Source organism: Synechococcus sp. R70.1 (assembly GCF_047461675.1).
Lineage (GTDB): Bacteria > Cyanobacteriota > Cyanobacteriia > Thermostichales > Thermostichaceae > Thermostichus.
Window position 1 is genome coordinate 101246 of sequence record NZ_JANSHR010000026.1, and the last position, 20886, is coordinate 122131.

Here is a 20886-nt window from a genome sequence, read left to right on the forward strand (position 1 = left end):
GCAGCATAGAGTGGTAAGTAGCTCACCTGGCTCTTTGCTAAATCTATGGCTGACACACGAGGCTCTACTCCCTCCGCTCAAGAGACTTTCATGCAGATGGCGATGGCCTCGGGCCTGCGCAGCCGTCTGCTCCTGACCCTGGGCTTGTTGTTGTTGGTGCGGCTGGGCATCTATATTCCCATCCCCAGCATTGACCGAGTTCGCTTTGCTGCTGAGGCGGCCAACAGCCCAGTGTTTGGCTTTCTGGATATCTTCTCGGGGGGCGGCATTTCTGCCTTGGGGGTCTTTGCCCTCGGCATCCTGCCCTTCATCAACGCCTCGATTATCATGCAACTGCTGGTTTCAGCCATCCCAGCCTTGGAGAACCTGCAGAAAAACGAGGGGGAGCAGGGCCGGCGACAGATTTCCCAGTACACCCGTTACGTCACCCTTCTCTGGGCCATCATCCAAGGCATTGGCATCTCCTTCTGGGTGCGGGAGTTTGCCAATACCAGCAACGAGCTGGCCTTTATGGCCTCCACCACCCTGGCGCTGGCAGCAGGCTCCATGTTTGTCATGTGGCTGGGGGAAATGATCACGGAGAAGGGGGTGGGCAGTGGGCCGTCGCTGTTGATCTTCGTTAACATTGTTGCCACGTTGCCGCGCGCCCTGGGTCAAACCATTAGCCTGGTTCGCGCCGACAGCAGCACGATTGGGGGTATCCTGGTGTTGACGGCTGTTTTCCTAGCCACCATTGTCGGCATTGTCTTTGTCCAGGAGGGCAGCCGCAAAATTCCCATCATCTACGCCAAGCGCCAGGTGGGCAACAAGCTGTTCCGCGAGCAGAAGAGCTACTTGCCCCTGCGGCTTAACCAGGGGGGGGTGATGCCAATCATCTTTGCCTACTCGGTGCTGTCTCTACCTTGGGCTTTGGCCCAGTATACGCAGAGCCCAGCCTTAATTCAGGTGGCCAACCTCCTCTCCCCTACCTCCTGGTTTTACATCCCCTTCTACTTCTTGCTCATTCTCTTCTTCAGCTACTTCTACGCTTCCTTGATTATCAATCCAGTAGAACTGGCCCAGAACTTGAAGAAACTGGGTGCCAGCATTCCAGGCGTGCGTCCTGGCAAGGCCACGGCTGAGTACATCGAAGGGATCCTCAACCGGCTGACACTGCTGGGGGCCTTGTTTTTGTGTGCGGTGGCCATTATTCCCACGACAGTAGAGCGGGCAACCGGCATTACCACTTTCCAAGGCTTGGGAGCCACCTCGCTGCTCATTTTGGTGGGGGTAGCCATTGAAACCTCCAAGCAAATCCAGACTTACGTCATTTCGCAGCGTTACGAAGGGATGGTCAAGCAGTAGTGCTGAGGTTAATCTTTTTAGGACCGCCAGGAGCAGGCAAGGGTACGCAGGCAGAGCGGCTGTCAGCCATCTACCACACACTCAAAATTTCTACAGGCGATCTGCTGCGGGCAGAGGTCAAAGCCCAGACTCCGCTGGGACGGCAGGCCAAGGTGTACATGGATGCAGGGGAGCTAGTGCCCGACGAGGTGTTGATTGGGATGGTCAGAGGCCAGTTGCAGCAGTCGCCGGAGCAGGGCTGGATCCTGGACGGCTTTCCCCGCACCTTGGCGCAGGCAGAGGCTTTGGAAGAGCTGCTGCAGGAGCTGAGGCAAGACTACGACCACGTCCTCAACCTAGAAGTGCCCGACGAGGTGGTAGTGGCGCGGCTGTTGGCCCGCGGCAAGGAGCAAGGGCGCAGCGACGATGCTGATGAGGCCGTCATCCTCAAACGCTTGCAGGTGTATCGGCAGCAAACCGCTCCCCTAATCGACTTTTACGAGGCTAAGGGCCGTTTGCGGCGGATTAACGGCAACCAGCCGATGGAAGTGGTCCAGCAGCACCTACAGGCCCTTTTGGAGAGCTGTAGGAGGACGGCATGACCAAGGCCAGCAAGCCGGGGCTGGGATCTTTGCGGCGAGGCCTGCAGCTTGGTGAGATCAAATCTCGCCGGGAAGTGGAGAAGATGCGGCGGGCTGGGCGAGTGGTGGCCCAGGTGCTGCAGGAAATTGCCGAGCGCCTGGAGCCGGGCTGGACAACCGCAGACATCGATGCCTACGCTGAGCGGCGGGTAGCGGAGTTAAATGCCCTGCCCAGCTTCAAGGGCTACTACGGCTTTCCCGCCTGCGTCTGCGTCAGCATCAACCATGAAGTGGTGCATGGGATCCCCAGCCCCCGCAAAGTGGTGCAGCCAGGAGACATCGTCAAGGTGGACTTTGGCGCCATGGTGGAAGGCTGGCATGCGGATTCTTGCATCACCATTGGCCTAGAGCCCCTCAGCGATGCCGCCCGCGACCTCATCGACACAGCGGCCCAAGCCCTACAGGTAGGCATCGAGCACGTTCGCCATGGGGTCTGGCTGCAAGATGTCTCAGGCGCCATTGAAGACTATGTGCGGGAGCGGGGCTACTCCGTGGTGAGGCAGTACGTTGGCCATGGCGTGGGTCGCAACTTACACGAAGAGCCGCAGTTTCCTCACTACCGCACCCCTGAGCTGCCCAATCCCAAGCTTCGCGCCGGCATGACGCTGGCCATTGAGCCAATGGTCACTGCGGGGGGAGAGGCCACGCGAGTGTTGCCGGATCGCTGGACGGTGGTAACAGTGGATGGCTCCTGGTCGGCCCAGTTTGAGCACACCATTCTGGTTACCGAGGCCGGCGCTGAGATTTTGACAGATCGCACCCCCTTTCAGTCCTAGAGAGTTCCCCCATGAAGGACTGCAACAGCTAGGATAGAAGAGGTGGAGTATTGTTTCGGCTCTTAACCCCCTCTTAACAGGAGAGGGGAGGGCCATAGAGTTGCGTTGTCTGAGAAGGAGGGCTACTTGGCTAAGGAAGACGCTATTGAAGTGGAAGGGGTAGTTACGGAATCCCTACCCAATGCCATGTTCCGGGTGGACCTGGACAATGGCTTTAACGTTCTCGCCCACATCTCGGGCAAGATCCGCCGCAACTACATCAAGATCCTGCCCGGCGACCGGGTAAAGGTGGAGCTCAGCCCCTATGACCTCAACAAGGGGCGGATTACCTACCGCCTTAAGAAAAATGAGTAGGTGTTCTCTAGATCCTGCTGGGGCGGTTGAGAAGGAAGCGCGAGGGGGCAGTCATCTCCACAAGCCCCTCGCTTTGCTTATGTGCATCCAGGGCAGTTTGCCTGGGGGTTGTCGAAGCCCAGCCCACGGCTAGGTAAGGTGGGTACCCACTCGGCCGCTCAAGCTGGTTCGCCAGCATTCTCTTCCCAGGGATCGCTATCCCTGGAGGGGGGGGGAGCTGGCTCAGGAGGAGGAGGGGAAGTTTCTTCTTGGGGATACTCCTGTTCCCACGCCGGCTGTTCAGAGACAGGAGAGGACGCGGGCCGAGGGGGTGGGGGTTCAGGCTCTGCTTCGGCGTAGACGTCCTCTTCCTCCGTCTCTTCCGCTGCGTATTCCTCGGCGTAGGCTTCCTCGTAGCGTTCCTCCGCCTCAGCCTCAGCGGTAGACCTAGGCAGGGCAGGGGCAGAGGCGCCTGCAGCTAGCCAGGGGGGCTTGCCTAGCCCCAGGGTCTCCAAGATTCCTTTGGCCAGTTGGGTCAGGCGGGTCTCAGCGCCATCAGCCACAATGAGGCGATCGCCGCCTACGGAGACGATCTCATCAGCAGGAAGCAGATAAGTGCTGAGGATAAAGCCAGGCAAAAAGGTGAGGCCAAGGCTAGAGAGGATTAAGCCACTGATTAGACCAGAGACAGAGTTAAACTCAAAGTCCTTAACCTTACCGAGGCGGATCCCTTCTTCCGTTACCACTTCGCTGCCGACTACCCGGCTGAGACCCTCCAAATTCAAGTCTTCGAAGACTTCATCGCTGGGGACGAGGATAGCGTCTTGCCCTAGGGCCGTGACCTGCTGCAGCTCTAGTAAACGGGGCGATCCAGCCCAGGCTCTTTCCAGCACCCCCAGCACCAGGACCTGCCTAGCTTCCAGATCTGCCCAAACTTCGCTAACCACTCCGAGCCGGGCCCCATTGGCTTGGCTAATCACCTGCGTTCCCAGAACCTGTGACCGCCGACGAACCTCTGGTCGTGCTAGCGCAACAGATCCTTTCTCCGTTGTCATGGTGGTTTCCCCGTCGTAAGTCGAAGTGTTGGCGTGAGTGGGCTGGTCAGCCGGCCCCAGGCATCAAAATCCAATAGTACCACTGCCCGTCTCTTCTCTAGCGGGCTGCCGGGATCGGATCCCGGCCAATTTGCTTGCTCCAGGCTAAAAACCGCTCTGTCATGCCCTGGAGGGAATAGTGCTGTTCTGCGCGGTGTCGGCAGTGGCTGCGGTCGATGCAATCCAAGTGTTCTACGGCCCTTGCTAAGGCCGCCACATCGTCCGGCTCTACCACCCAGCCAGTTTCTCCATTGCTGACAATTTCCGCCGGCCCGCCGCGACGGTAGGTGATCACGGGCACACCGCACGCCAAAGCTTCCACCGCCACCAGGCCAAAGGCTTCCACCCACTTGGGGGTCATGATCAAGGCCGAGCATTGGCCCAAGAGCCGCTGCAGCTGGGAGGTGGGCAAAAACCCCCGGTAGTCCAATTGAGCCCGTGGGTACTGTTCCCGAATCTGCTGCCAGTAGGCCGGGTCTTGCAGGTGGCCCAGGATCAGCACTGGCCTTCCCGTCTTCTCCGCCAGGGCGGCGCAGTCTTCCAGGCCCTTTTCCGGGGCAATGCGGCCAATCCAACACAGGGATCCGTTCCCCTTGGGCACAAACTCGTAGCGGCTGAGGTCGACGCCACAGGGCAAATAGACAAAGGGATCCCGGCCTGCCGACATCTGGGCGCGGGCAAAGGCAAAAGTCTGGGCTTGGGCTCGCGAGTGCACCGCCAGCCGACCTGGGTAGCGATGGGCAATGTGCTCCAGGGCCTGATCCACAGCATCGCTGAGGGATCCCATGCTGAGGATATGGGCCACCGGTGTGCGGAAAAAATCGGTCAGGTAGAACGAGAGCCAGTCGTAGCTCCAGTTCACGATAAGCTCAAACTGCTCCTGCAGTTGGGCAGCTCGCTGCCACAGGTTGGCCACCAGAGAAGGGGTGGAAAAACAGACCGGCTGGTCGCGGCGCTGGCTCTGGGCATAGGGCGGGGGGAGGCCTGGGACGGTCTCGATAACTCCCTCCGGCAAGTCGGCACTGTGGGATCCCTCAGGCGCTAGCACGCGCACTTGGGCCCCTCTCTCAAGCAGGCTACGCGCCAAGTTGACAAGGTTGAGCTCCACCCCGCCGCCCGCCCCCGACCCAAGAGGCCCAACGGGGGTGGAGACAAACAAGAAGCGGTAAAGACGACCCATGCAGCCTTCCGGCCCAACCCCTTGCTGAGCTGGGTTAATCCCTGAGGGGGGGGATCAGGTTCTAGACACGAAGATTTCCTCTTTCTCGACCTTAACCTTGTAGGCAGTTAGGTCGGCATCGGCTGGGCCGCGAATACGGCTGCCATCAGCAGCAAAAGCTGAGCCATGGCAGGGGCAGACGAAGTTCTTGCCCCGCCAGTCCACCTCGCAGCCAGCGTGGGGACAGGTTGCGTCCAGAGCCAGTACCGAGTCCGCTTTTTTGGGATCCTTGACCAGCCACAGCGTGGCAGTGTTGTTGCCAAAGGCGTTTTTCACCTTGAGGGGACCTTTCACCAGATCAGCAAGGGTTGCAACCTTTACAAATTTCGGCTCAGCAGCCCTGGGACTGGCAGGGGCGCCCTGCGCAAGGGCCCGGTCGAAACGGCGCCGCGTCAAAGCAGGCAGCAGGCCCACTAGCGCGCCCAAGCCAAGCGCTATCCAGCGCAGAAAACCACGACGGTTGCTGTACATGGCCACTAGATCCTCAAGACAAAGCGAAGCGTCAGCCAGAAACCTTCCCAAGGGGGTGCCAGCACATTGGCCACCTTCCAATTATGGCTTCAGCCAGCGCAAACCGCACCTTTGCAGGCTCTGCAAATCGCCGTGTGCGCGGCCCGCGGTTGTGTCCTGCCTTCGGAGAGGGCATGAGGTCGTTAACCAAAGCGCGAAATTGACATTCTCCCTGCCCTAAAGGACAAGGATTCTTTCTCAGACAGCAGGATGAATCCTGCCGGCTGAGCTACAAAGCGCTCCGCGCCGCCGTAGGCGAAAGAGCATGAGGTTTGAACCTCAGCCCTATGGGGGATGCCATAACCCCAACTACTGGGCCGGAGCCCAGATACGTTTGACTGCACGCTGCACTCTTCTTATGAATGGATGGAGCGACTGTTGCAGTCTAGCAAAAGCCGCCCTAAAGGGCGGGGCTTGTACCCAGTTTTCTTGGTCAACCTCTAGTGGCCTTTGGGATGCCCCCGAAGATGTTGGCGGCGTTCCTCATATTCTGCGCGGGTGAGCAGGCCATGCTTCCACTGGATCTCCAACTGCTGCTCGGGATCCCGGACTTCCCGACTTTTCGCACTGGTCCATTCCAGCTCGAGGAGATCCCGGTTGAAGCGGAAATCGAAGTCCTCATTGGTCATGGTGAGCAACCACAGGCCCTCCAGCAAGCAGAGAGCTCGAAGCCCATAGCTGAGGATCTGCAGGGGAAGAGAGGGAACCCACACCATCAGCCCCACCAGCAAGTACACCCACCCCCAGCGCTTGTGGCCCATGTAGAAGCGCTGCAATCCCGGGATCACCACCCCCAGCACTGCCAACCAACCGGCTGCCTCGCGAACCAGCCGCTGGCGTGGCGGTGGGGGCGCCTCTCGGCCCTCGGCCATGCTCTGCCCTACCTACACCTGCCACCAGGCTAGCGCAGTTTCCAAGTCCTTGGCAGAGGGAGAGAGAACCCAAGCTCCAAGCGCCTTCCGCCTATACTTGATGGGGGCAGATGGAAAGCAAAAAATGGCGGAGCGGGAGCTAGCGGTGGCGATCCTGGCAGCGGGCAAGGGCACCCGCATGCGGTCGCAATTGCCCAAGGTGCTGCACAAGCTGGGATCCTTGTCTTTGATCGAGCGGCTGCTGCGCACAGTGCTGGCTCTGGAGCCCCAGCGCTGTCTGGTGATCGTGGGCTACCAACAGGAGCAGGTGCGACAGACTCTGCGAGAGTATCCCGTCGAGTTTGTAGAGCAGGCCCAGCAGTTGGGCACCGGACATGCGGTGCAGCAGCTTTTGCCTGTTCTAGGCGACTTTCAGGGGGATCTGCTGGTGGTCAACGGGGATGTGCCCCTGTTGCGGGTGGAAACCCTGCAGGCCCTGGTGGAACGCCACCGCCAAGTCCAGCCGGATGTGACGTTGCTCTCGGCTCAGGTGGCGGATCCCTATGGCTATGGGCGGGTGTTTTGCGACGCCCAGCAGCGAATCCTGGAGCTGGTGGAAGAGCGCGACTGCACCCCGGCCCAGCGGCAAAATCGCCGCGTCAACAGTGGCGTCTACTGTTTCCATTGGCCGGCCCTGGCACGGGTGCTGCCGAGTTTAGGGCGGAACAACGCCCAGCAGGAGTACTATCTCACCGACGCAGTTAAACTGCTGGAGAAAGCCATCGCCCTGGACGCTGAGGATCCGCGGGAAATCGTCGGCATCAACGACCGCCGCCAGCTGGCCCAGGCCCACCAGATTCTTCAAGAGCGCCTCAAAGAGGCCTGGATGGAGGCGGGGGTGACTTTTGTGGATCCCGACAGCGTCAGCCTGGAAGAGACGGTGGAATTGGCCCCCGATGTGGTGATCGAGCCCCAAACCCATCTGCGAGGGCCGTGCCGCATTGGGCCGCGCACCCGTCTGGGGCCGGGCAGTTGGATTGAGTCCAGCACCATCGGCTCCGATTGCCACATCCTCTACTCGGTGGTCAGCCACAGCCAGATCGGCAACCACGTCTGGGTAGGGCCCTACGCCCACATCCGCCCCAACAGCTGCATTGGCGACGGCTGCCGCATCGGCAACTTTGTGGAAGTCAAAAACACCCAGATTGGATCCCACACCAATGCCGCCCACCTGGCGTATCTAGGCGACGCCAAGTTGGGATCCCAGGTCAACATCGGCGCCGGCACGGTTATTGCCAACTACGACGGCCAGCAGAAGCACTTCACGGAAATCGGCGATCGCAGCAAGACAGGGGCCAACTCGGTACTGGTGGCTCCCCTCAAGGTAGGATCCGATGTCACCATCGCCGCCGGTTCCACCATCCCTGCCCGCTACCCTGTGCCCGACGACTGCCTGGTGATCGCCCGCGCTTACCCGGTGGTCAAGCCGGGCTGGCGACCAGGGATCTCCGCTGCTAGCCGCCCCCAGCCTCTACCCCCAGGATCCCTGCGCATCTACCCCTTGCGCCTCTTGCCCGGACAAGACCTGAAGCAGGAGCTGGAGCGCTTTGCCCGCCAACAACCCCTGCAGGCAGGCTTTGTTCTCAGCGCCGTTGGCAGCCTCCGCCAAGCCACCCTGCGCCTGGCCGACCAAACCGAGGATTGCCTGCTGGCCGAGCCCCTGGAGATCCTGTCCCTGAGCGGATCCCTCTGCCCGGACGGCGTCCACCTTCACCTTGCCGTTGCCAATGCCCAGGGCCGAACTTGGGGAGGGCACCTGCGCCCTGGCTGCCTCATCTACACCACCGCCGAAATTGTCCTCGCCGACAGCCTGGAGTACCGCTTCTCCCGCCAACTGGATCCAGCCACCGGCTACTTGGAGCTGCATATCGAAAAGGTGGCCAAGCAAACGCTCCAGGCAGCGGAAGACACCTAAGCAGCGAGTATATTGGCTAACATAGCCTTAGGTCAGGACCACCCCGACTAGCCCTAAGGGTTGCTGGCACAAGCTGAGAAGGGGGGTATTCCCTATGCCCCGAGTGAGCACTGCCGAGGAGCTACTGGCAAGCTACGCTGCTGGCGAGCGCAACTTTCAAGAATCCAACCTGGTGGGCGTAGACTTGGTGCGCGCCATGCTGCAGGGGGCAAACCTGAGAGGGGCCAACCTCTCCTTTGGCAAGCTGAGTGGAATTAACTTGCAGGAAGCCGATTTGCGGGGAGCCGTTCTCAGCTCCGCCAACCTCATAGGTAGGGGCAAACCTGCGCGGCGCCAACCTCTGGGAAGCCAACTTGATCGGCGCTGACCTTAGCTTTGCCGACCTGCGGGAGGCCAATCTCCATGGAGCCTACCTCTGGGAGGCCAAGCTAACCCGCGCCCAGGTGCAGGGATCTGACCTGAGCGCAGCCAAGTTGGGGGGAGCGGTGCTATTGGCGCTGACCTGAGCGGAGCCATCCTACCCGATGGCACAGTACAGCCCTGGTCTGCTCCCTCGGCAAACAAGGCAGAATAGAACCGGTGCAAGCGGCTTTCCTATGTTTTTGCTATTTAACCTGCTCTTGACTCTGCTGCTGGCTTTGGGAGTGGCAGTCCTAGCTGGCCAAAACCCGACCTTGCGGACAGTGCAGTTTCTGCTGTGGCGCTCGGTGGAGCTGCCCTTGGGATTGCTCATCGCCGCCGCCATTGGCCTAGGCCTGCTGACCGTGGGGCTGGGCTCTTTTCTCTGGCCTGAACGCAGTTTTTCCCTTGTCGCCCGCCAGTTGCAGGAACGGCTGCAGCAACTGGAAACGCAAGAGCAGCCGCCTGCCTAGGGTGTCCTGCTGCTGGAATGGCCCGCATCCCCAAGAGAGGGCGTAAGCTGAGAGAGGAGCCCTTTGCCCTTGTTGTCGGCAGTGCCTAGCTGAGGTGACAGCCATGCCTCATTCCCAGCCCCCCTCCCAAGACCCGCGCGCCCTGCGCAAAGCCCTGCGCAGCTCCAGCACCTACTTTGCTAAAGGATTCGAAGAGTACAAGGATCAGGCCCAACGAGAGCTGCAGACTACTTACAAAAGCCGCCTGGTGGAGCAGATTCGCGCCCAGTCCTACCGCTATCAGCGGGGGGATATCACCATCCATCTAGCCAAAGCGTTTGGCTTTTGCTGGGGAGTGGAGCGGGCCTTAGAGTATGCCTACGAAGCTCGGCACCGCTTTCCCGATCGCCAAATCTGGATCACTAACGAGATCATCCACAACCCCCTGGTCAACCGGCACTTGCAGGAGATGGGGATCCGCTTCGTGGAGAAAGGCCCGGACGGCAAGAAAGACTTTTCCCAAATCCGGCCGGAAGATGTGGTCATTTGGCCCGCCTTTGGGGCAAGTGTCTCGGAAATGGAGTTTTTCCGCTCCCAGGGCAACGAGATTGTCGATACCACCTGTCCCTGGGTCTCTCGCGTTTGGAACCAGGTGGACAAGCACCGGGCTGCCCAGTTTACCTCCATCATCCACGGCAAGTACGACCACGAAGAGACCGTGGCCACCAGCTCCTTTGCTGAAAAATATCTGGTGGTGCTGAACCTAGAAGAAGCCGAATGGGTTGCCCGCTACATTTTGGAAGGCGGGGACCCAGAAGAGTTTCGGCGGCGCTTTGGCAAGGCTACCTCCCCCAACTTTGATCCGGATCGGGATCTGGAGCGGATTGGCATCGCCAACCAGACGACGATGCTCGAGGAGGAAACCCGTGCCATAGCCAAGCTGTTTGAGATCACGATGCTGCGCAAGTATGGCCCCCAGGAGCTGGACAAGCACTTCATGAGCTTCAACACCATCTGCAACGCCACCCAAGAGCGGCAGGACGCCATGTTTGAGCTGCTGGAGCGGCCTTTGGATGTCGTGGTGGTTATTGGCGGGTTCAATTCCTCCAATACGACCCACCTGCAGGAAATTGCCCTCTCGAAAGGGCTGCCCTCTTATCACATTGACGGCCCCGACTGCATCCAACCGCCCAACCGCATCCGCCACAAGCCCCTCCACCAAGACCCAATCGTTACAGAAGGGTGGCTGCCCGACGGGCCAGTGCAGATTGGTATTACCTCCGGTGCCTCTACCCCCGACCGCGTTGTGGAGGAGGTGATCCTGCGCATCTTTGCCCTGCGCGAACAGCCGCAGACCCCTCCGCAGGGATCCCTTCCCCTTGGCTTCTAGAAGGCGTGCTCACCACTCTTTTTCAGGTCTACCTCCCCCTGCTGGGCTGGACGCTGCTGGGGTTTGTCCTGCAGAGAGGGCTACCTCCCCCCTGGCGCCATTGGCTAAATCCCCAAGCGCTGGGCCGCTTCATGTTTTGGGTGGGGGTTCCCCTGGGCACCCTTGGGTTTATGCAGACGGCGGACCTCTCTGGCCAGCTCTGGGCGGCCCCTTTGGTCTGCTGGCTGGCCACAGGGCTAGGGTATGCCCTGGCCAGTGCCTGGCTGCAGTGGCAGCACCACACCTGGCAGGGGAAGAAAGAGTGGGATCCCTGGCTTTGGAGCAGAGCCCGGCGAGGCAGCTTTTACCTGACAGCCACCCTGGGAAATACGGGTTATTTGGGCTACCCCATCTGCTTAGCAGTGGGCGGGAGCGCCTACTTTGGCTGGGCTTTGTTTTACGACCTGTTGGGCACCCTCTTTACTGCCTACGGTCTGGGAGTCTGGGTTGCCAGCCGCTACAGCGCTTCCTTCACCCCTCCCTGGCAAGCCACGCTCCGCGTCCTAAGCAGTCCCACTCTCTGGTCTTTCTTTGTCGGCCTGGCAATGGCTCGCCACCCTCTCCCAGAATGGCTGGCCCAAGGGCTCACTGCCTTTGCCTGGAGCACGATTCCCCTGAGCTTAATCCTTTTGGGCATACGGCTAGCCCAGGTGCCGCACTGGGGATCCCTTCGCCCCGCCGCCGTGGCCCTCTTCATCAAACTTGTTGCCGTTCCCCTTTTGGTAGGCTTGGGGTTAGCCTTGACTCCCTATCCTCCTTTGGCCAAGCTGGTGTTGGTCTTGCAGACGGGTATGCCCCCTGCTGTTGCCACCCTGGTGCTTGCGGAAGAATACGACTTGGATCGCGAGCTAACGGCAACAACTCTAGCCGTAGGCTACGTGGCAGCCTTGCTGACTTTGCCGTTCTGGTTGCTGCTGTGGGGATCCTAGTAGGCCAAGTGAGACAGAGCCTGCTCCAGGTAACGATGCACTAGGCGATCCAACTCAGCCTCCTCCTTGGGCAACTCCTGCCCCTCCAGCCATCCCTGGAAGCCTGAGCTTTCCACGATGGCCTGCCGCAACGACTTCCAAACTGCTTGCAGGTGCGGTGCTGGATTGGGGCTGAGAGCAGGACTGGTCATGATCCCCGCCAAACAAGGTTAGCGCTAATCCTAGGATAGCCCAGGTTCGGCTTGGCTTTGGTTAAACAATTGGCTGGGCTGCTGGATGCGCAGAGTTGGCCCCAAGGCATTGAGAAGGGCAACGCCGTAGCTGCGGGCAATGATGCGGCTATCCAGAATCGCCACCCAACGTTGGGGCAAGCCAGTGGCCTCAGCTACTTCGGATCCCTGCCGCAAGGGAGCGACGGCTCGCTGCAGTTGACTGGCTGCCACCGGCAAAAGGTATTGGCGAAACCAGTCCTGCCGACTGCGCTGCAGATACTGCACTCGCGCGGCCACCCTGGGATCTTCCATCGAGGGAAACGGCAGGGTGGCAATGGCCAGCAGTTCCGGGCAAGGTAGGCTAGCCTTGTGCTGCAGCCAGTAGGACCAGTCGCAGACCAAGATGCCCTTTTCTCCTCGAAAGGGGCTATTCACCCGTACCCGCGAGCCAAACTCAGCGGCCAAAGCAGCTCCGACCTGCACCTGGAGGGGTTGATCCGAAACCAGCACCACCACAAAGCCCTGCGCCTTTGCAATCAGGCTCTTTAGCTCCTGCAGCAAGTGTTCCCGGAACAGAGGACTGTTGGGCAAGGGCAGCCACGGCAAATAGAGAGCCAAACTGGGCAGGGGCTCCCCCCCGGAGCGGATCCACTCTTCGCCTGAGCTAAAGCGTAGGGGCGTCAAATCCGGTAAGCCTAAGCGCCAGCGATAGCTTTCTGCCTGCCGATCCAAATCCAGCGCCTCGCCGATAATTACCACGGGTTGGGTAGCCCAGATGGGCGCTAGCCATTCGTGCAAAGCCACCGGGCTGTGGCGAAGTGTGAGGCGGCCGGTCTCGCGATTGGTTTCCGCCCACCAGACCCAACGGGAAGCGGGATCCCCTTCGGCCCCAAGCCGCCGGCGGAGCTGATCCCAAGGATCCGGCAGCCAGCCGCGGTAGCTGGCCACCAGGGACAGCGCTACCTCCAGGTGAACCTGTTCGTCTGCCTGAACTAAGCAGCGGGAAAGGGGCCGTCGCAAAAGCTGTAGAGCCAACTGAACCTGGGCCTGGGAGATTCGCTCAGCCTCAGCAGGAAAGATCTGCCGCAGTTGCTGCCAGTGGTTGGCTTCGATGGTTAGGGTCAGCGCTTGGTAGGCCCACTCCTCCAGGTCTTCGGCGCCGTCCAAGATCAACGGGATCCCGGTTGGCATCTCTGCTCCCCTCAAGCGCGCCTGCAGCCAATCCAGGGGATCGACCAACAGCAGCCCTTGAAAGTCGGCATCTGGCCAGCGATCCTTTTGCAAAACCGGTTTGTGCAACTGCAAAGTCTGCTGCAGCCAGGGGATCTCCTCCCCCAGAATTTGCGCCTGCACAGACGCTGGGGCACACAGCAAGGTACCATGGGGCCACATCAAAGCCGGCAGCAGATAGCTGAGGCGGTGCTGACCCCCGCTCGGCACCTGGATCAAGGTGCTGCGCCCCAGCCGCAATCCCCGGGCCACCATGCGGGCCATCGTCAACTGATGGGGCCACCCGGCATCGGGAAGCTGCCGCAAGAGCTGGCGCAACTGTTGGTGGACTTCAACCTCGATCACAGGGATCCGCCACAGACGCTCAGGTGAACTACCCTATCCTAAGGTGGGGAAGAAAACCAAACGACACCTCTGGGGTGAGCGATGTCGGGTGTTTCTGAGGTTCCCACGCCCTCGTCCCTGCTTGGAGCCGCCCAGGCGGGATCCCTGCTTTTGGATCGCTCTGCGTGGGGCCGCTTGCGGATACAGGGATCCGCCGCCCTGGATTACTTGCACAGCCAGAGCACTCAGGATCTCAAGGCTCTTAAACCTGGCCAGGGGGCAGATACCGTGTTTGTTACCCCCACAGCAGGGATCATAGACCTGGCGACGGTCTACGTGGAAGAGGAGGCCTGCTGGATTTGGACTTCGCCGCAGCGACGTCGCCTCTTACTGCAGAGCTTGGGACGCCTGTTGCCCTTCGTGCGCGGGGCCCAAATAGCTGATGCAACCGACCAGACTTTTGCCTTTGGGTTAATTGGCCCGCAGAGCCAGCGCCTCCTCGAGAAGGTGGTGACCTCAGAAGGGATCCCGACAAAGCTATACGAGCACCGCCCGGTGGAGATTCAAGGGATCCCTGTCCATTTGGCTTGTGGCAGCGGCCTTGCCCAGCCGGGATTTACCCTCTGGGGGGCCAGCGAACACAAAGCCGCCCTTGCTAGCTGCCTGCGGCAAGCTGGAGCGGAGCTGGCCTCAGCCGAACTTTGGGAAGCCCTGCGCCTGGAGGCCGGTCGCCCTGCTGCTGACCACGAGCTGACCCCCGACTACAACCCTCTGGAAGCCGGCCTATGGCACGCCGTTTCCCTCTCCAAGGGGTGCTACATTGGCCAGGAAGTCTTGGCCAAGCAGGTAACCTATAGGCGCATTCGCCAAACCCTCTGGGGGATCCGCCTCCAGGGCGAGGCCCAGCCTGGTGCCGAGATTGTGCGCCAAGGGGAAAAGATCGGTGTGCTAACCAGCGCTGGCTCCACCTCCCAAGGCTACTGGGGCTTGGGCTATGTGCGCACCAAATTCGCGCCCGCCGAAGGATGGGAGGTGGAGGTTGGTTCAACAACCGGCCTCCTCACCCGCCCGCCCTTTTTAAGCTTTCCTCCCGTTGTTTGAGCTAGAGATCGAAATGGCGGCGAAAGCGGGGATCCCACCTGTCCTTTTTGCGCTGATTACAGAGTTTGCACAGCGTTTGCAAGTTGCTGATGTCGTTGCTGCCGCCCTGGGCAAGGGGAATGATGTGATCGACCTGAAGCTGCACCTCTGGAGGCGATTTGCCGCAACTGCGACAGCGGAAGCCATCCCTTTGGAAGACGTACTCCCGCACAGCTGGCGGGATGAGGATGCGCTGGTTCCTTTTCGTTTCCCTCATAGCGGGTCAAATCTAAGTAGCTCGCAAGTCGTCTAGTGGAGAGGTGGCGGCGTCAATGGGAAGGCGATCATGGTCTAAGGTTTCGGAAGCCGAAGTTTGATCTCCAGGAACAAACTCTAGGCAAATTTTGATCGAAACTTGTCCAGAAATCCATGCTCGACCAGGTCGTATTATTCGAGAGTTAGTTCCACTTATTAAGCTCATTATATCGGTACTAATCTTCTTAGAATCAAGGTGCTTATTTATTGAATCTCTGCTGATGACAAGAAAGGATACAATTGCTTCATGTAGAGCACTCGGGAGGTAAACTTGCTCACCGACTTGAACCACAGTTTGCGTATCGGTAGATTTGAGAAGCATTGGCTCAGCCATGGTAGAAACTCCACTCCACCTAGTCCATTTTAGGAACCTACATCTCCCCGAATGTCATCCAAAGGGGATCCACCAGTTCCCAATTCCGCCTGTTCCGCCTCAAACTCAACCACTAGCCTTAGCCTAACTCTGCCAGGGGTCCACAGTGAGCCGGAGCGCAAAAGTATGGCACGAGTTCCTTCATCGTTAATTATTTCGCTCAAGTTAACCTGTGGAACTGAGATTTCTCTGTCGCTAAGTTTGTTATATAAGCTGGGTATGAAGCTATTGCGAACAACGTCCGAGCATATTCGAGCAAAATCCTGCAAGTAGATCAGTCGTCCTCCTATGTCGATGACAGTATTTTGGGAAGTATCTAGCTCAACAAAGCACTCCTGAGGCTGATCATTACTTAACACTTGCCTAACCTCCCCTGCGTCTTGCTAGTCTGAGCTACTCCTCACTTTCCCGTAGGTCATCCAGAGGGGATCCACCCTGGCTCTCTGAGCCTCCATCATCCGGCTCAAAGTCTACCTCCACAGCTAGCCGCAGCCTTACTCTGCCGGCTTGCCAACCCTTACTGCCTGGCAGCAAGAGATGACAATTAATCCCTTCACCAAACCAGTCAGCTCCTTCCAGCTTAGCTCTTCTTTTTTGGTTAGGGCTTCTTGGGCCGCTCCCACCAAGCCAGCAACCCTAAAAGTTTCTCGCCTAGAGACAATCCTTTTTGGGTACTGACCTAGAGGCATCACCCTAAATCCCACACTTCTAGCTGGGGATCCAAAAACAGGCCTCTCTATCTCAGGTCATCAAGTCAGATCGTCAAGGAAACTATCTAACTCTGCAAAGCTCTCCGCTGAAGATGCAGTGCTTGCAGGAGCAGACACTTGATCTGTGTTTCTCTCACTTGAGCTTTCCGAAATCTCAGTCGACTCTGCAGTAGCAGAGGAATCAGGAAGAAGAATTAGGGGCAGCATCTCACGATTGAGGCCTAAAGCTTGCAGGCAGAGGTTGATCCCAGAAACAGCTCGGTTGTATTTGTCTATGTTTGCCTCCAATTCTTTCAGACGCTGCTGGTTAAGGGCAATTTTTTCTTCGGCCTCCTTCCTTAAAGTTGCCTCCATAAACTGCTTCGCCTCAGGGTACTTTTGCAAAATCTCATCAGCTATCTGCCTAGCAACCGGCAACAGCTGAGTCTTGAGAGTGTTGTTGGTTTCCTGACGGAAGTTAGAACGTATTGTCTGGCTAACTTTTGGCTCAAAGTCAAGCTTGAGTAACTGCCGGATCCCAGGCTCAGCGTCTCGAATAGCAGAAATGTCGTAGGATTGGGCAGTTTGCTTCAAAACTTCGCGAAACTGGTAAATCGAGAAAGTACCCTCATCATAGAAGCGAGGACTCTCTCTCAAGTACCGGTCACACTCTTTTCGAGCACCGCTGACCAGGGAGGTGCAAACTTTGTCCTTAACCTCTAGGAGCTTCTTCTCTATTTCCCCATCAGACCCGAGCAGACGGAGTAGCTGCTTGTAGTAATCTGAGCTACGCACTCGATCGATAAGCCGGCGGAAAGAGTTCTCCACAACTGTAATGGCGGATTCAACTAGTATATCCTCTAGGTGGTTCGAGAGATAGTAGAAGGCCTCAACCAAGACAGCTAGAAATGGGGCTGTGGAGTTACGCTGATGAATACGAACAGCTTGGCTATAGGTGCCATCCACGGAGAAGGTGTCTAGAAGTTCATCCAGCCTACGCACCATCTTGGCTTGCAACTTGCGAAAATCAGATTCAAAGTCTTTATCCATGCCGTTAATAATTTCGTTAACCATAGTTTCAATGTGGTCATAAAAGTCTCTTCCTATTTTGTTTAGCTGCTGGTTGATAAGCGCTAGTTCATACTCAATCATGCCACTGACTTCCCTAGGCTGACTATCCAAGTCCCTGTAGAGATCAAGGTAAGACTTCCTAAGCTCAACACAAAGGGGCCGCAAGTCATTAGCAAGGTCTAGAAACAACTGTGGACGCTTTTCTTCTGTTAGATAACGAGTAATCCCACTACGAAACTCTTCTATGCCGCTATCCTCGATCATGTAATCAACCAAAGGCATGCCCCACTCACTGAGAATTCGAACATAGTTATCTATAGGCGTCTCATAGCCATGCACTAGAGGGCGAAAGGGAGTGCCAATCAGTCTTCCCGAGCTACAGTACTTGACAAACTCGATGACAAACTGAGGAGTCTGTTCCTTACTGCCCAGTTCCCTTATACTTTCTGAGAAGATCGTGTCTAAGCCAAATCTGTTCCCTCGGCCAGTTCCCTTGATCTGTGAGCAGTAGAAGCCAAGCAAGGCGCTTGTCTTGAATATACGAGCTCCACGGAATTGCTGATCAATAATGGTTTCTAGCCGCTGCCTTAGCTGCGGGTTGTACCAGGTTTCATCAATGCGGTTAAACACATAAAAAACTCGGTCTCGAATGCTGCTATTACTCTGGATGAGCTCAATAAGTTCTGTTTCCTCCTTAGTTAGCTCGCCAGTTGAGGCGCATTTGAGGACACAGACAACTGCGGAAGTATCCGGGTGAGCAATTTTTTGATATGTACGTTCAGCGTCTGCTCTAACTGGTGCATCAATACCAGGAGTATCGACGATAACATTTCCGTCCTTTAGTAGAGGATGATGACAGTAGTACTCGATCTTCCGCAAAACCGCACTGTTGGCACCTCGACGGGCAAAACTTGCAGCTTCTTTTAGGTTGCCTAAGTTAAGCTGCTCCATAGAGAATACTCCGTTTTCAGTTGGGTAGATCCTGACACGGTTTTGCTGAAAACCTTCAATCAACAAGCGCAGCGCATCTGCCTGCTTTGCCCGCTCTGACTTGCTCTTGCCGCCTTCTTGTTGAACAATGGCCTCAGCTTGCTCCTTGAGGCGACTGAGTGTAGCCTCCTCTAAGCCGTTGCCACTAGGGAGCGCTAAGCCTAGGCGACCGCAAAAAGCAGCCATTTGTTCCTGCACCTGCTGCTCGCTGAGGAAGGTCAGCACTACTCTTTCGGCATCAGGTTCTGCATAGGAGATGTAGCACTCGGTTCCTGTGGCGTGTCCTTCAGCGCTGTAGAGAAGCTCCCTTTCCAGTAAGGCATTGATTAACATCGATTTGCCAGCACTGAAGGCACCAGCAAACACAATCTCAAAGGTTGGAGAAATTGCTTTGCTCAGTGAAGCCTGAACCCGCTTTGTGTCTTGCTTACTTGAAAGCGTGGGATCCTTTTGCCAGAGGTTGAGAATGGCTTCAACTTGTTCTCTTAAGTTCTCACACTGGGGTGGGAGCTGCATGGTCATAGCAGGAACCTCCGAAAAGCTGGGAAGATTATAACCCGCTAGGCCTTGAGGTGAAGGCTTTCACGCTACTTTTTTCCGGTGAGACACTCACCCCACGCTCGACGGCTGACGGAGGCGTTCCTGCAGTGCGGGACCTAGCCTGCTACGGCAAAAAGCTCACTCCACTCCCGCCTGGGAACACCAGGCTTAGCGATGATCTCAAAGATGCGGTCTTTCGCCGCCGGCTGAAATAAGCTTTCAACAGCCACTTGGGCTACTTTGGTGCGAGGAATGCTGCCCTCAAATAGAGTGTCTGGTGGAGAGAGGACAATGCCATCCTCATTGTCTTGGTTCTTCAGGCCCCCTGGCCGAATGATGGTGTAGGTGAGGCCGCTTTTTTGCAAGTACTCTTCGGCTTGCTTTTTCCACACCAGAATTAGCCAAAACAAATTGAGGGGGTGGAACAGCCGAGAAACACACAGGGAGGAAATTAAAACAAAGTGCTGGATCCCTTTGGCTTTGGCTACATCCACTAAGTTTTTGGTGCCCACATAGTCCACTCGGTAGGGCTGCAAGGGATCCCAACTAGGCCTGGCTCCCGTAGCACAGAGCACCACCGTGCATCCCTCCATGCCAGCCTCCAGCGTGGTCGGATCCAGCACATCCCCCACCACCACTTCCGCTTTGGGGGGCAGAACCTGAGCGGCCAACTCGCGGCTGCGCACCAACGCCCGTACCGGGATGCCGCGATCCACTAGCTCTTTGACAATACGCCGCCCCGTTTCTCCCGTAGCCCCTGCAACAAAAGCTTTCATCCTTTCCCTGCCAAGCTGCTCTGATTGCCCGTAGCTGCCCAACTTCTGGGCTAGCCTTGCTAACTATCTTCTCAAAATTTGCCTAGACCGGGATGACAGAAGCAGTTAAGCCTCAGGCCTGGCATGAAAAAGTGCTGAAAACTTTGAAGGCAACTTGTTTTGCAGTTTCACCGCAGGGGCTTGGCTACGTCTCCGACCTTAAAGCCCGAGCCGCTGAGGATGCGGCCAACGCTGGAGCTTGTGTCCACCTCTGTCAGTTGAATCTGCCCGGCTGGCTCGGTCAACTTGCGCAAGACTGCTCCTGTGGCCGGATCCTTAACCTCGCGGACAACTCGCTCCACAGAAAGGATCAATCCCACGCGGTAGCCGTCGCGGCTGCCCTTGTTCAAAATCACCTGGTTGCCGTAGACATCGGCCACTAGGGCATCAACCGTTGGCAAAGAGCGGGGCTGGGCCGCTAAGCGTTCGGCAAAGCCAGCCAGCTGCTGGGCAATTTGCTCCACCGCCTGTTGGCTTGCTAAAACCAGCAGCTTCTCTTCATTGCTGGTGGCAGATCCGCCGCCAAAGCCGGCCACTGCAACCGTGCTATCCGACTGGCTAGCGTTGCCTTTGCCCTCAACCACGGCCAAGATCTCGGCAGTGCTGGTGCTCACCAGGCGGGCGTTGAGCTGCACGCTGGCATCGACGTCCACCGACTCAACCCCCACTGCCAGCGGAAAGTTGCCAAAAGGGGTTAGAACCGGTGCCCCACCTCCAGAACGACGCACTGCTACATCAAACTGGGTTACACTGCCGAGGATCACGGCATCGACTCCTAGGATGCGGCCCACCTGAGCAGCAGTGTTGGCGTCCAGTAGCCCAGATCGACCCAGGTTCTGCTCGGCCAAGACTGCATCTAGCCGCGAGCGCTCGATGACGGAAAAAGTGCCATCTCTCACCAGCCGATCCACCAGCAGATCGCTCACCCCACGGGCAGCCTCGGGCAGGCTGTAGGGATTGCTGAGGCTGCTGAAATCAAAATCCAAAACTGCAACGCGAGGGCGAGCGGTGGGTTGCGGTGCTTGTCCAACTTGGCTGGGAGCAGAGAGATTGCAGCGAATGTCTTGAGGAAATTGCCGGCAGAGGGAGGGGTTAGCAGATTGGGCGGCCGCTGGGATCCCTGTCCAACCTAAGCTGACCAGGGGGATCCCGACCAGCAAGATGGATAAAGAGGCTGTGTATGATTGATCTCCTAAAGGAGGGTGGCCGACGTCGCCTGGCCGCCTGTTTCCAGAATACCGATTCCAAGGCTGTTGGCAAAAGGGTTGAGAAGGTTTGCGTAGAAGAGTTGACAGATCTCAACAGCTAAGATTGGG

At 57.9% G+C, this 20886-nt stretch carries 24 protein-coding genes and 1 pseudogene; 12 read left to right on the plus strand and 13 right to left on the minus strand.

Features of this window, described 5'->3' with window-relative positions:
- The first annotated feature begins 45 nt into the window (after window positions 1–45).
- The 4 genes from secY to infA all read left to right on the plus strand — a co-directional run bounded on the left by secY (window position 46) and on the right by infA (window position 3094).
- Complete coding sequence (secY, locus tag NW807_RS03390) at window positions 46–1344, plus strand: preprotein translocase subunit SecY (RefSeq protein ID WP_414394246.1); 1299 nt, start codon at window positions 46–48, stop codon at window positions 1342–1344.
- Entirely contained in the window at window positions 1344–1925 is a 582-nt protein-coding gene (locus tag NW807_RS03395; protein WP_414425289.1) for an adenylate kinase, read from the plus strand. The genes secY and NW807_RS03395 overlap by 1 nt, the downstream gene beginning before the upstream one ends.
- Window positions 1922–2740, plus strand: a complete 819-nt coding sequence (map, locus tag NW807_RS03400) for a type I methionyl aminopeptidase (RefSeq protein ID WP_414425290.1) — start codon at window positions 1922–1924, stop codon at window positions 2738–2740. Before NW807_RS03395 ends, map begins: the two co-directional genes overlap by 4 nt.
- A 126-nt stretch (window positions 2741–2866) precedes the next feature.
- The gene (infA, locus tag NW807_RS03405; protein WP_414394403.1) at window positions 2867–3094 is read left to right on the plus strand and encodes a translation initiation factor IF-1; all 228 of its coding nucleotides are present in this window, start codon (window positions 2867–2869) and stop codon (window positions 3092–3094) included.
- A 158-nt stretch (window positions 3095–3252) separates the two neighbouring features.
- Here infA and NW807_RS03410 read toward each other — a convergent pair whose 3' ends face one another.
- The 4 genes from NW807_RS03410 to NW807_RS03425 form a co-directional block, all read right to left on the minus strand.
- The gene (locus NW807_RS03410) at window positions 3253–4128 is read right to left on the minus strand and encodes a PRC-barrel domain-containing protein (protein ID WP_414394252.1); all 876 of its coding nucleotides are present in this window, start codon (window positions 4126–4128) and stop codon (window positions 3253–3255) included.
- A gap of 97 nt (window positions 4129–4225) precedes the next feature.
- On the minus strand, window positions 4226–5347 hold the full coding sequence (locus tag NW807_RS03415; RefSeq protein ID WP_414425291.1) for a glycosyltransferase family 4 protein: 1122 nt from the start codon (window positions 5345–5347) through the stop codon (window positions 4226–4228).
- Window positions 5348–5401: 54 nt separating this feature from the next.
- On the minus strand, window positions 5402–5857 hold the full coding sequence (locus NW807_RS03420; protein WP_414402371.1) for a ubiquinol-cytochrome c reductase iron-sulfur subunit: 456 nt from the start codon (window positions 5855–5857) through the stop codon (window positions 5402–5404).
- A 479-nt stretch (window positions 5858–6336) separates the two neighbouring features.
- On the minus strand, window positions 6337–6768 hold the full coding sequence (locus NW807_RS03425) for an SHOCT domain-containing protein (protein WP_414404816.1): 432 nt from the start codon (window positions 6766–6768) through the stop codon (window positions 6337–6339).
- Window positions 6769–6892: 124 nt separating this feature from the next.
- Between NW807_RS03425 and glmU the strand changes: the two are divergent.
- The 7 genes and pseudogenes from glmU to NW807_RS03460 all read left to right on the plus strand — a co-directional run.
- Window positions 6893–8242, plus strand: a pseudogene (gene glmU, locus NW807_RS03430) (bifunctional UDP-N-acetylglucosamine diphosphorylase/glucosamine-1-phosphate N-acetyltransferase GlmU); the annotation flags it as partial.
- Window positions 8225–8722 (plus strand): PPC domain-containing DNA-binding protein, encoded by a 498-nt coding sequence (locus NW807_RS03435; RefSeq protein ID WP_414394408.1) that lies wholly within the window; start codon window positions 8225–8227, stop codon window positions 8720–8722. The pseudogene glmU and the gene NW807_RS03435, both read left to right, overlap by 18 nt.
- Before the next feature lie 94 nt (window positions 8723–8816).
- A complete protein-coding gene (locus NW807_RS03440; RefSeq protein ID WP_414425292.1) occupies window positions 8817–9089 on the plus strand; it encodes a pentapeptide repeat-containing protein in 273 nt (90 codons plus the stop codon).
- Window positions 9076–9228 (plus strand): pentapeptide repeat-containing protein, encoded by a 153-nt coding sequence (locus NW807_RS03445; protein WP_414425293.1) that lies wholly within the window; start codon window positions 9076–9078, stop codon window positions 9226–9228. Before NW807_RS03440 ends, NW807_RS03445 begins: the two co-directional genes overlap by 14 nt.
- Window positions 9229–9318: 90 nt before the next feature.
- Window positions 9319–9594, plus strand: a complete 276-nt coding sequence (locus NW807_RS03450; protein ID WP_414394255.1) for a lipopolysaccharide assembly protein LapA domain-containing protein — start codon at window positions 9319–9321, stop codon at window positions 9592–9594.
- Between the two features lie 103 nt (window positions 9595–9697).
- Complete coding sequence (locus NW807_RS03455; RefSeq protein WP_414404815.1) at window positions 9698–10963, plus strand: 4-hydroxy-3-methylbut-2-enyl diphosphate reductase; 1266 nt, start codon at window positions 9698–9700, stop codon at window positions 10961–10963.
- A 5-nt stretch (window positions 10964–10968) separates the two neighbouring features.
- Window positions 10969–11931: an AEC family transporter gene (locus NW807_RS03460; RefSeq protein ID WP_414425294.1), complete on the plus strand. Its 963-nt coding sequence runs from the start codon at window positions 10969–10971 to the stop codon at window positions 11929–11931.
- Here NW807_RS03460 and NW807_RS03465 read toward each other — a convergent pair.
- Window positions 11928–12122, minus strand: a complete 195-nt coding sequence (locus NW807_RS03465) for a hypothetical protein (protein ID WP_414394261.1) — start codon at window positions 12120–12122, stop codon at window positions 11928–11930. The two genes, NW807_RS03460 and NW807_RS03465, sit on opposite strands and share 4 nt — an antisense overlap.
- Window positions 12123–12152: 30 nt before the next feature.
- Window positions 12153–13718, minus strand: a complete 1566-nt coding sequence (locus NW807_RS03470; RefSeq protein WP_414425295.1) for a hypothetical protein — start codon at window positions 13716–13718, stop codon at window positions 12153–12155.
- Window positions 13719–13799: 81 nt separating this feature from the next.
- Here NW807_RS03470 and NW807_RS03475 point away from each other — a divergent pair, with 81 nt between their 5' ends.
- On the plus strand, window positions 13800–14798 hold the full coding sequence (locus NW807_RS03475) for a YgfZ/GcvT domain-containing protein (protein ID WP_414425296.1): 999 nt from the start codon (window positions 13800–13802) through the stop codon (window positions 14796–14798).
- Between the two features lies 1 nt (window position 14799).
- Here NW807_RS03475 and NW807_RS03480 read toward each other — a convergent pair whose 3' ends face one another.
- The 7 genes from NW807_RS03480 to NW807_RS03510 all read right to left on the minus strand — a co-directional run bounded on the left by NW807_RS03480 (window position 14800) and on the right by NW807_RS03510 (window position 20730).
- Window positions 14800–15054 (minus strand): HNH endonuclease, encoded by a 255-nt coding sequence (locus tag NW807_RS03480; protein WP_414404811.1) that lies wholly within the window; start codon window positions 15052–15054, stop codon window positions 14800–14802.
- Between the two features lie 12 nt (window positions 15055–15066).
- A complete protein-coding gene (locus NW807_RS03485) occupies window positions 15067–15426 on the minus strand; it encodes a KGK domain-containing protein (RefSeq protein ID WP_414425297.1) in 360 nt (119 codons plus the stop codon).
- Window positions 15427–15455: 29 nt separating this feature from the next.
- Window positions 15456–15824, minus strand: a complete 369-nt coding sequence (locus NW807_RS03490) for a KGK domain-containing protein (protein ID WP_414425298.1) — start codon at window positions 15822–15824, stop codon at window positions 15456–15458.
- Window positions 15825–15858: 34 nt separating this feature from the next.
- On the minus strand, window positions 15859–15999 hold the full coding sequence (locus NW807_RS03495) for a KGK domain-containing protein (protein WP_414394273.1): 141 nt from the start codon (window positions 15997–15999) through the stop codon (window positions 15859–15861).
- A 215-nt stretch (window positions 16000–16214) separates the two neighbouring features.
- Window positions 16215–18737 carry a dynamin family protein gene (locus tag NW807_RS03500; protein ID WP_414425299.1) on the minus strand — a complete coding sequence of 841 codons (2523 nt, stop codon included), beginning with the start codon at window positions 18735–18737 and terminating at the stop codon, window positions 16215–16217.
- Window positions 18738–18871: 134 nt separating this feature from the next.
- Complete coding sequence (locus tag NW807_RS03505; protein WP_414404808.1) at window positions 18872–19531, minus strand: SDR family oxidoreductase; 660 nt, start codon at window positions 19529–19531, stop codon at window positions 18872–18874.
- A gap of 167 nt (window positions 19532–19698) precedes the next feature.
- Window positions 19699–20730 (minus strand): CsgG/HfaB family protein, encoded by a 1032-nt coding sequence (locus tag NW807_RS03510; RefSeq protein ID WP_414425300.1) that lies wholly within the window; start codon window positions 20728–20730, stop codon window positions 19699–19701.
- Window positions 20731–20886: the final 156 nt, after the last annotated feature.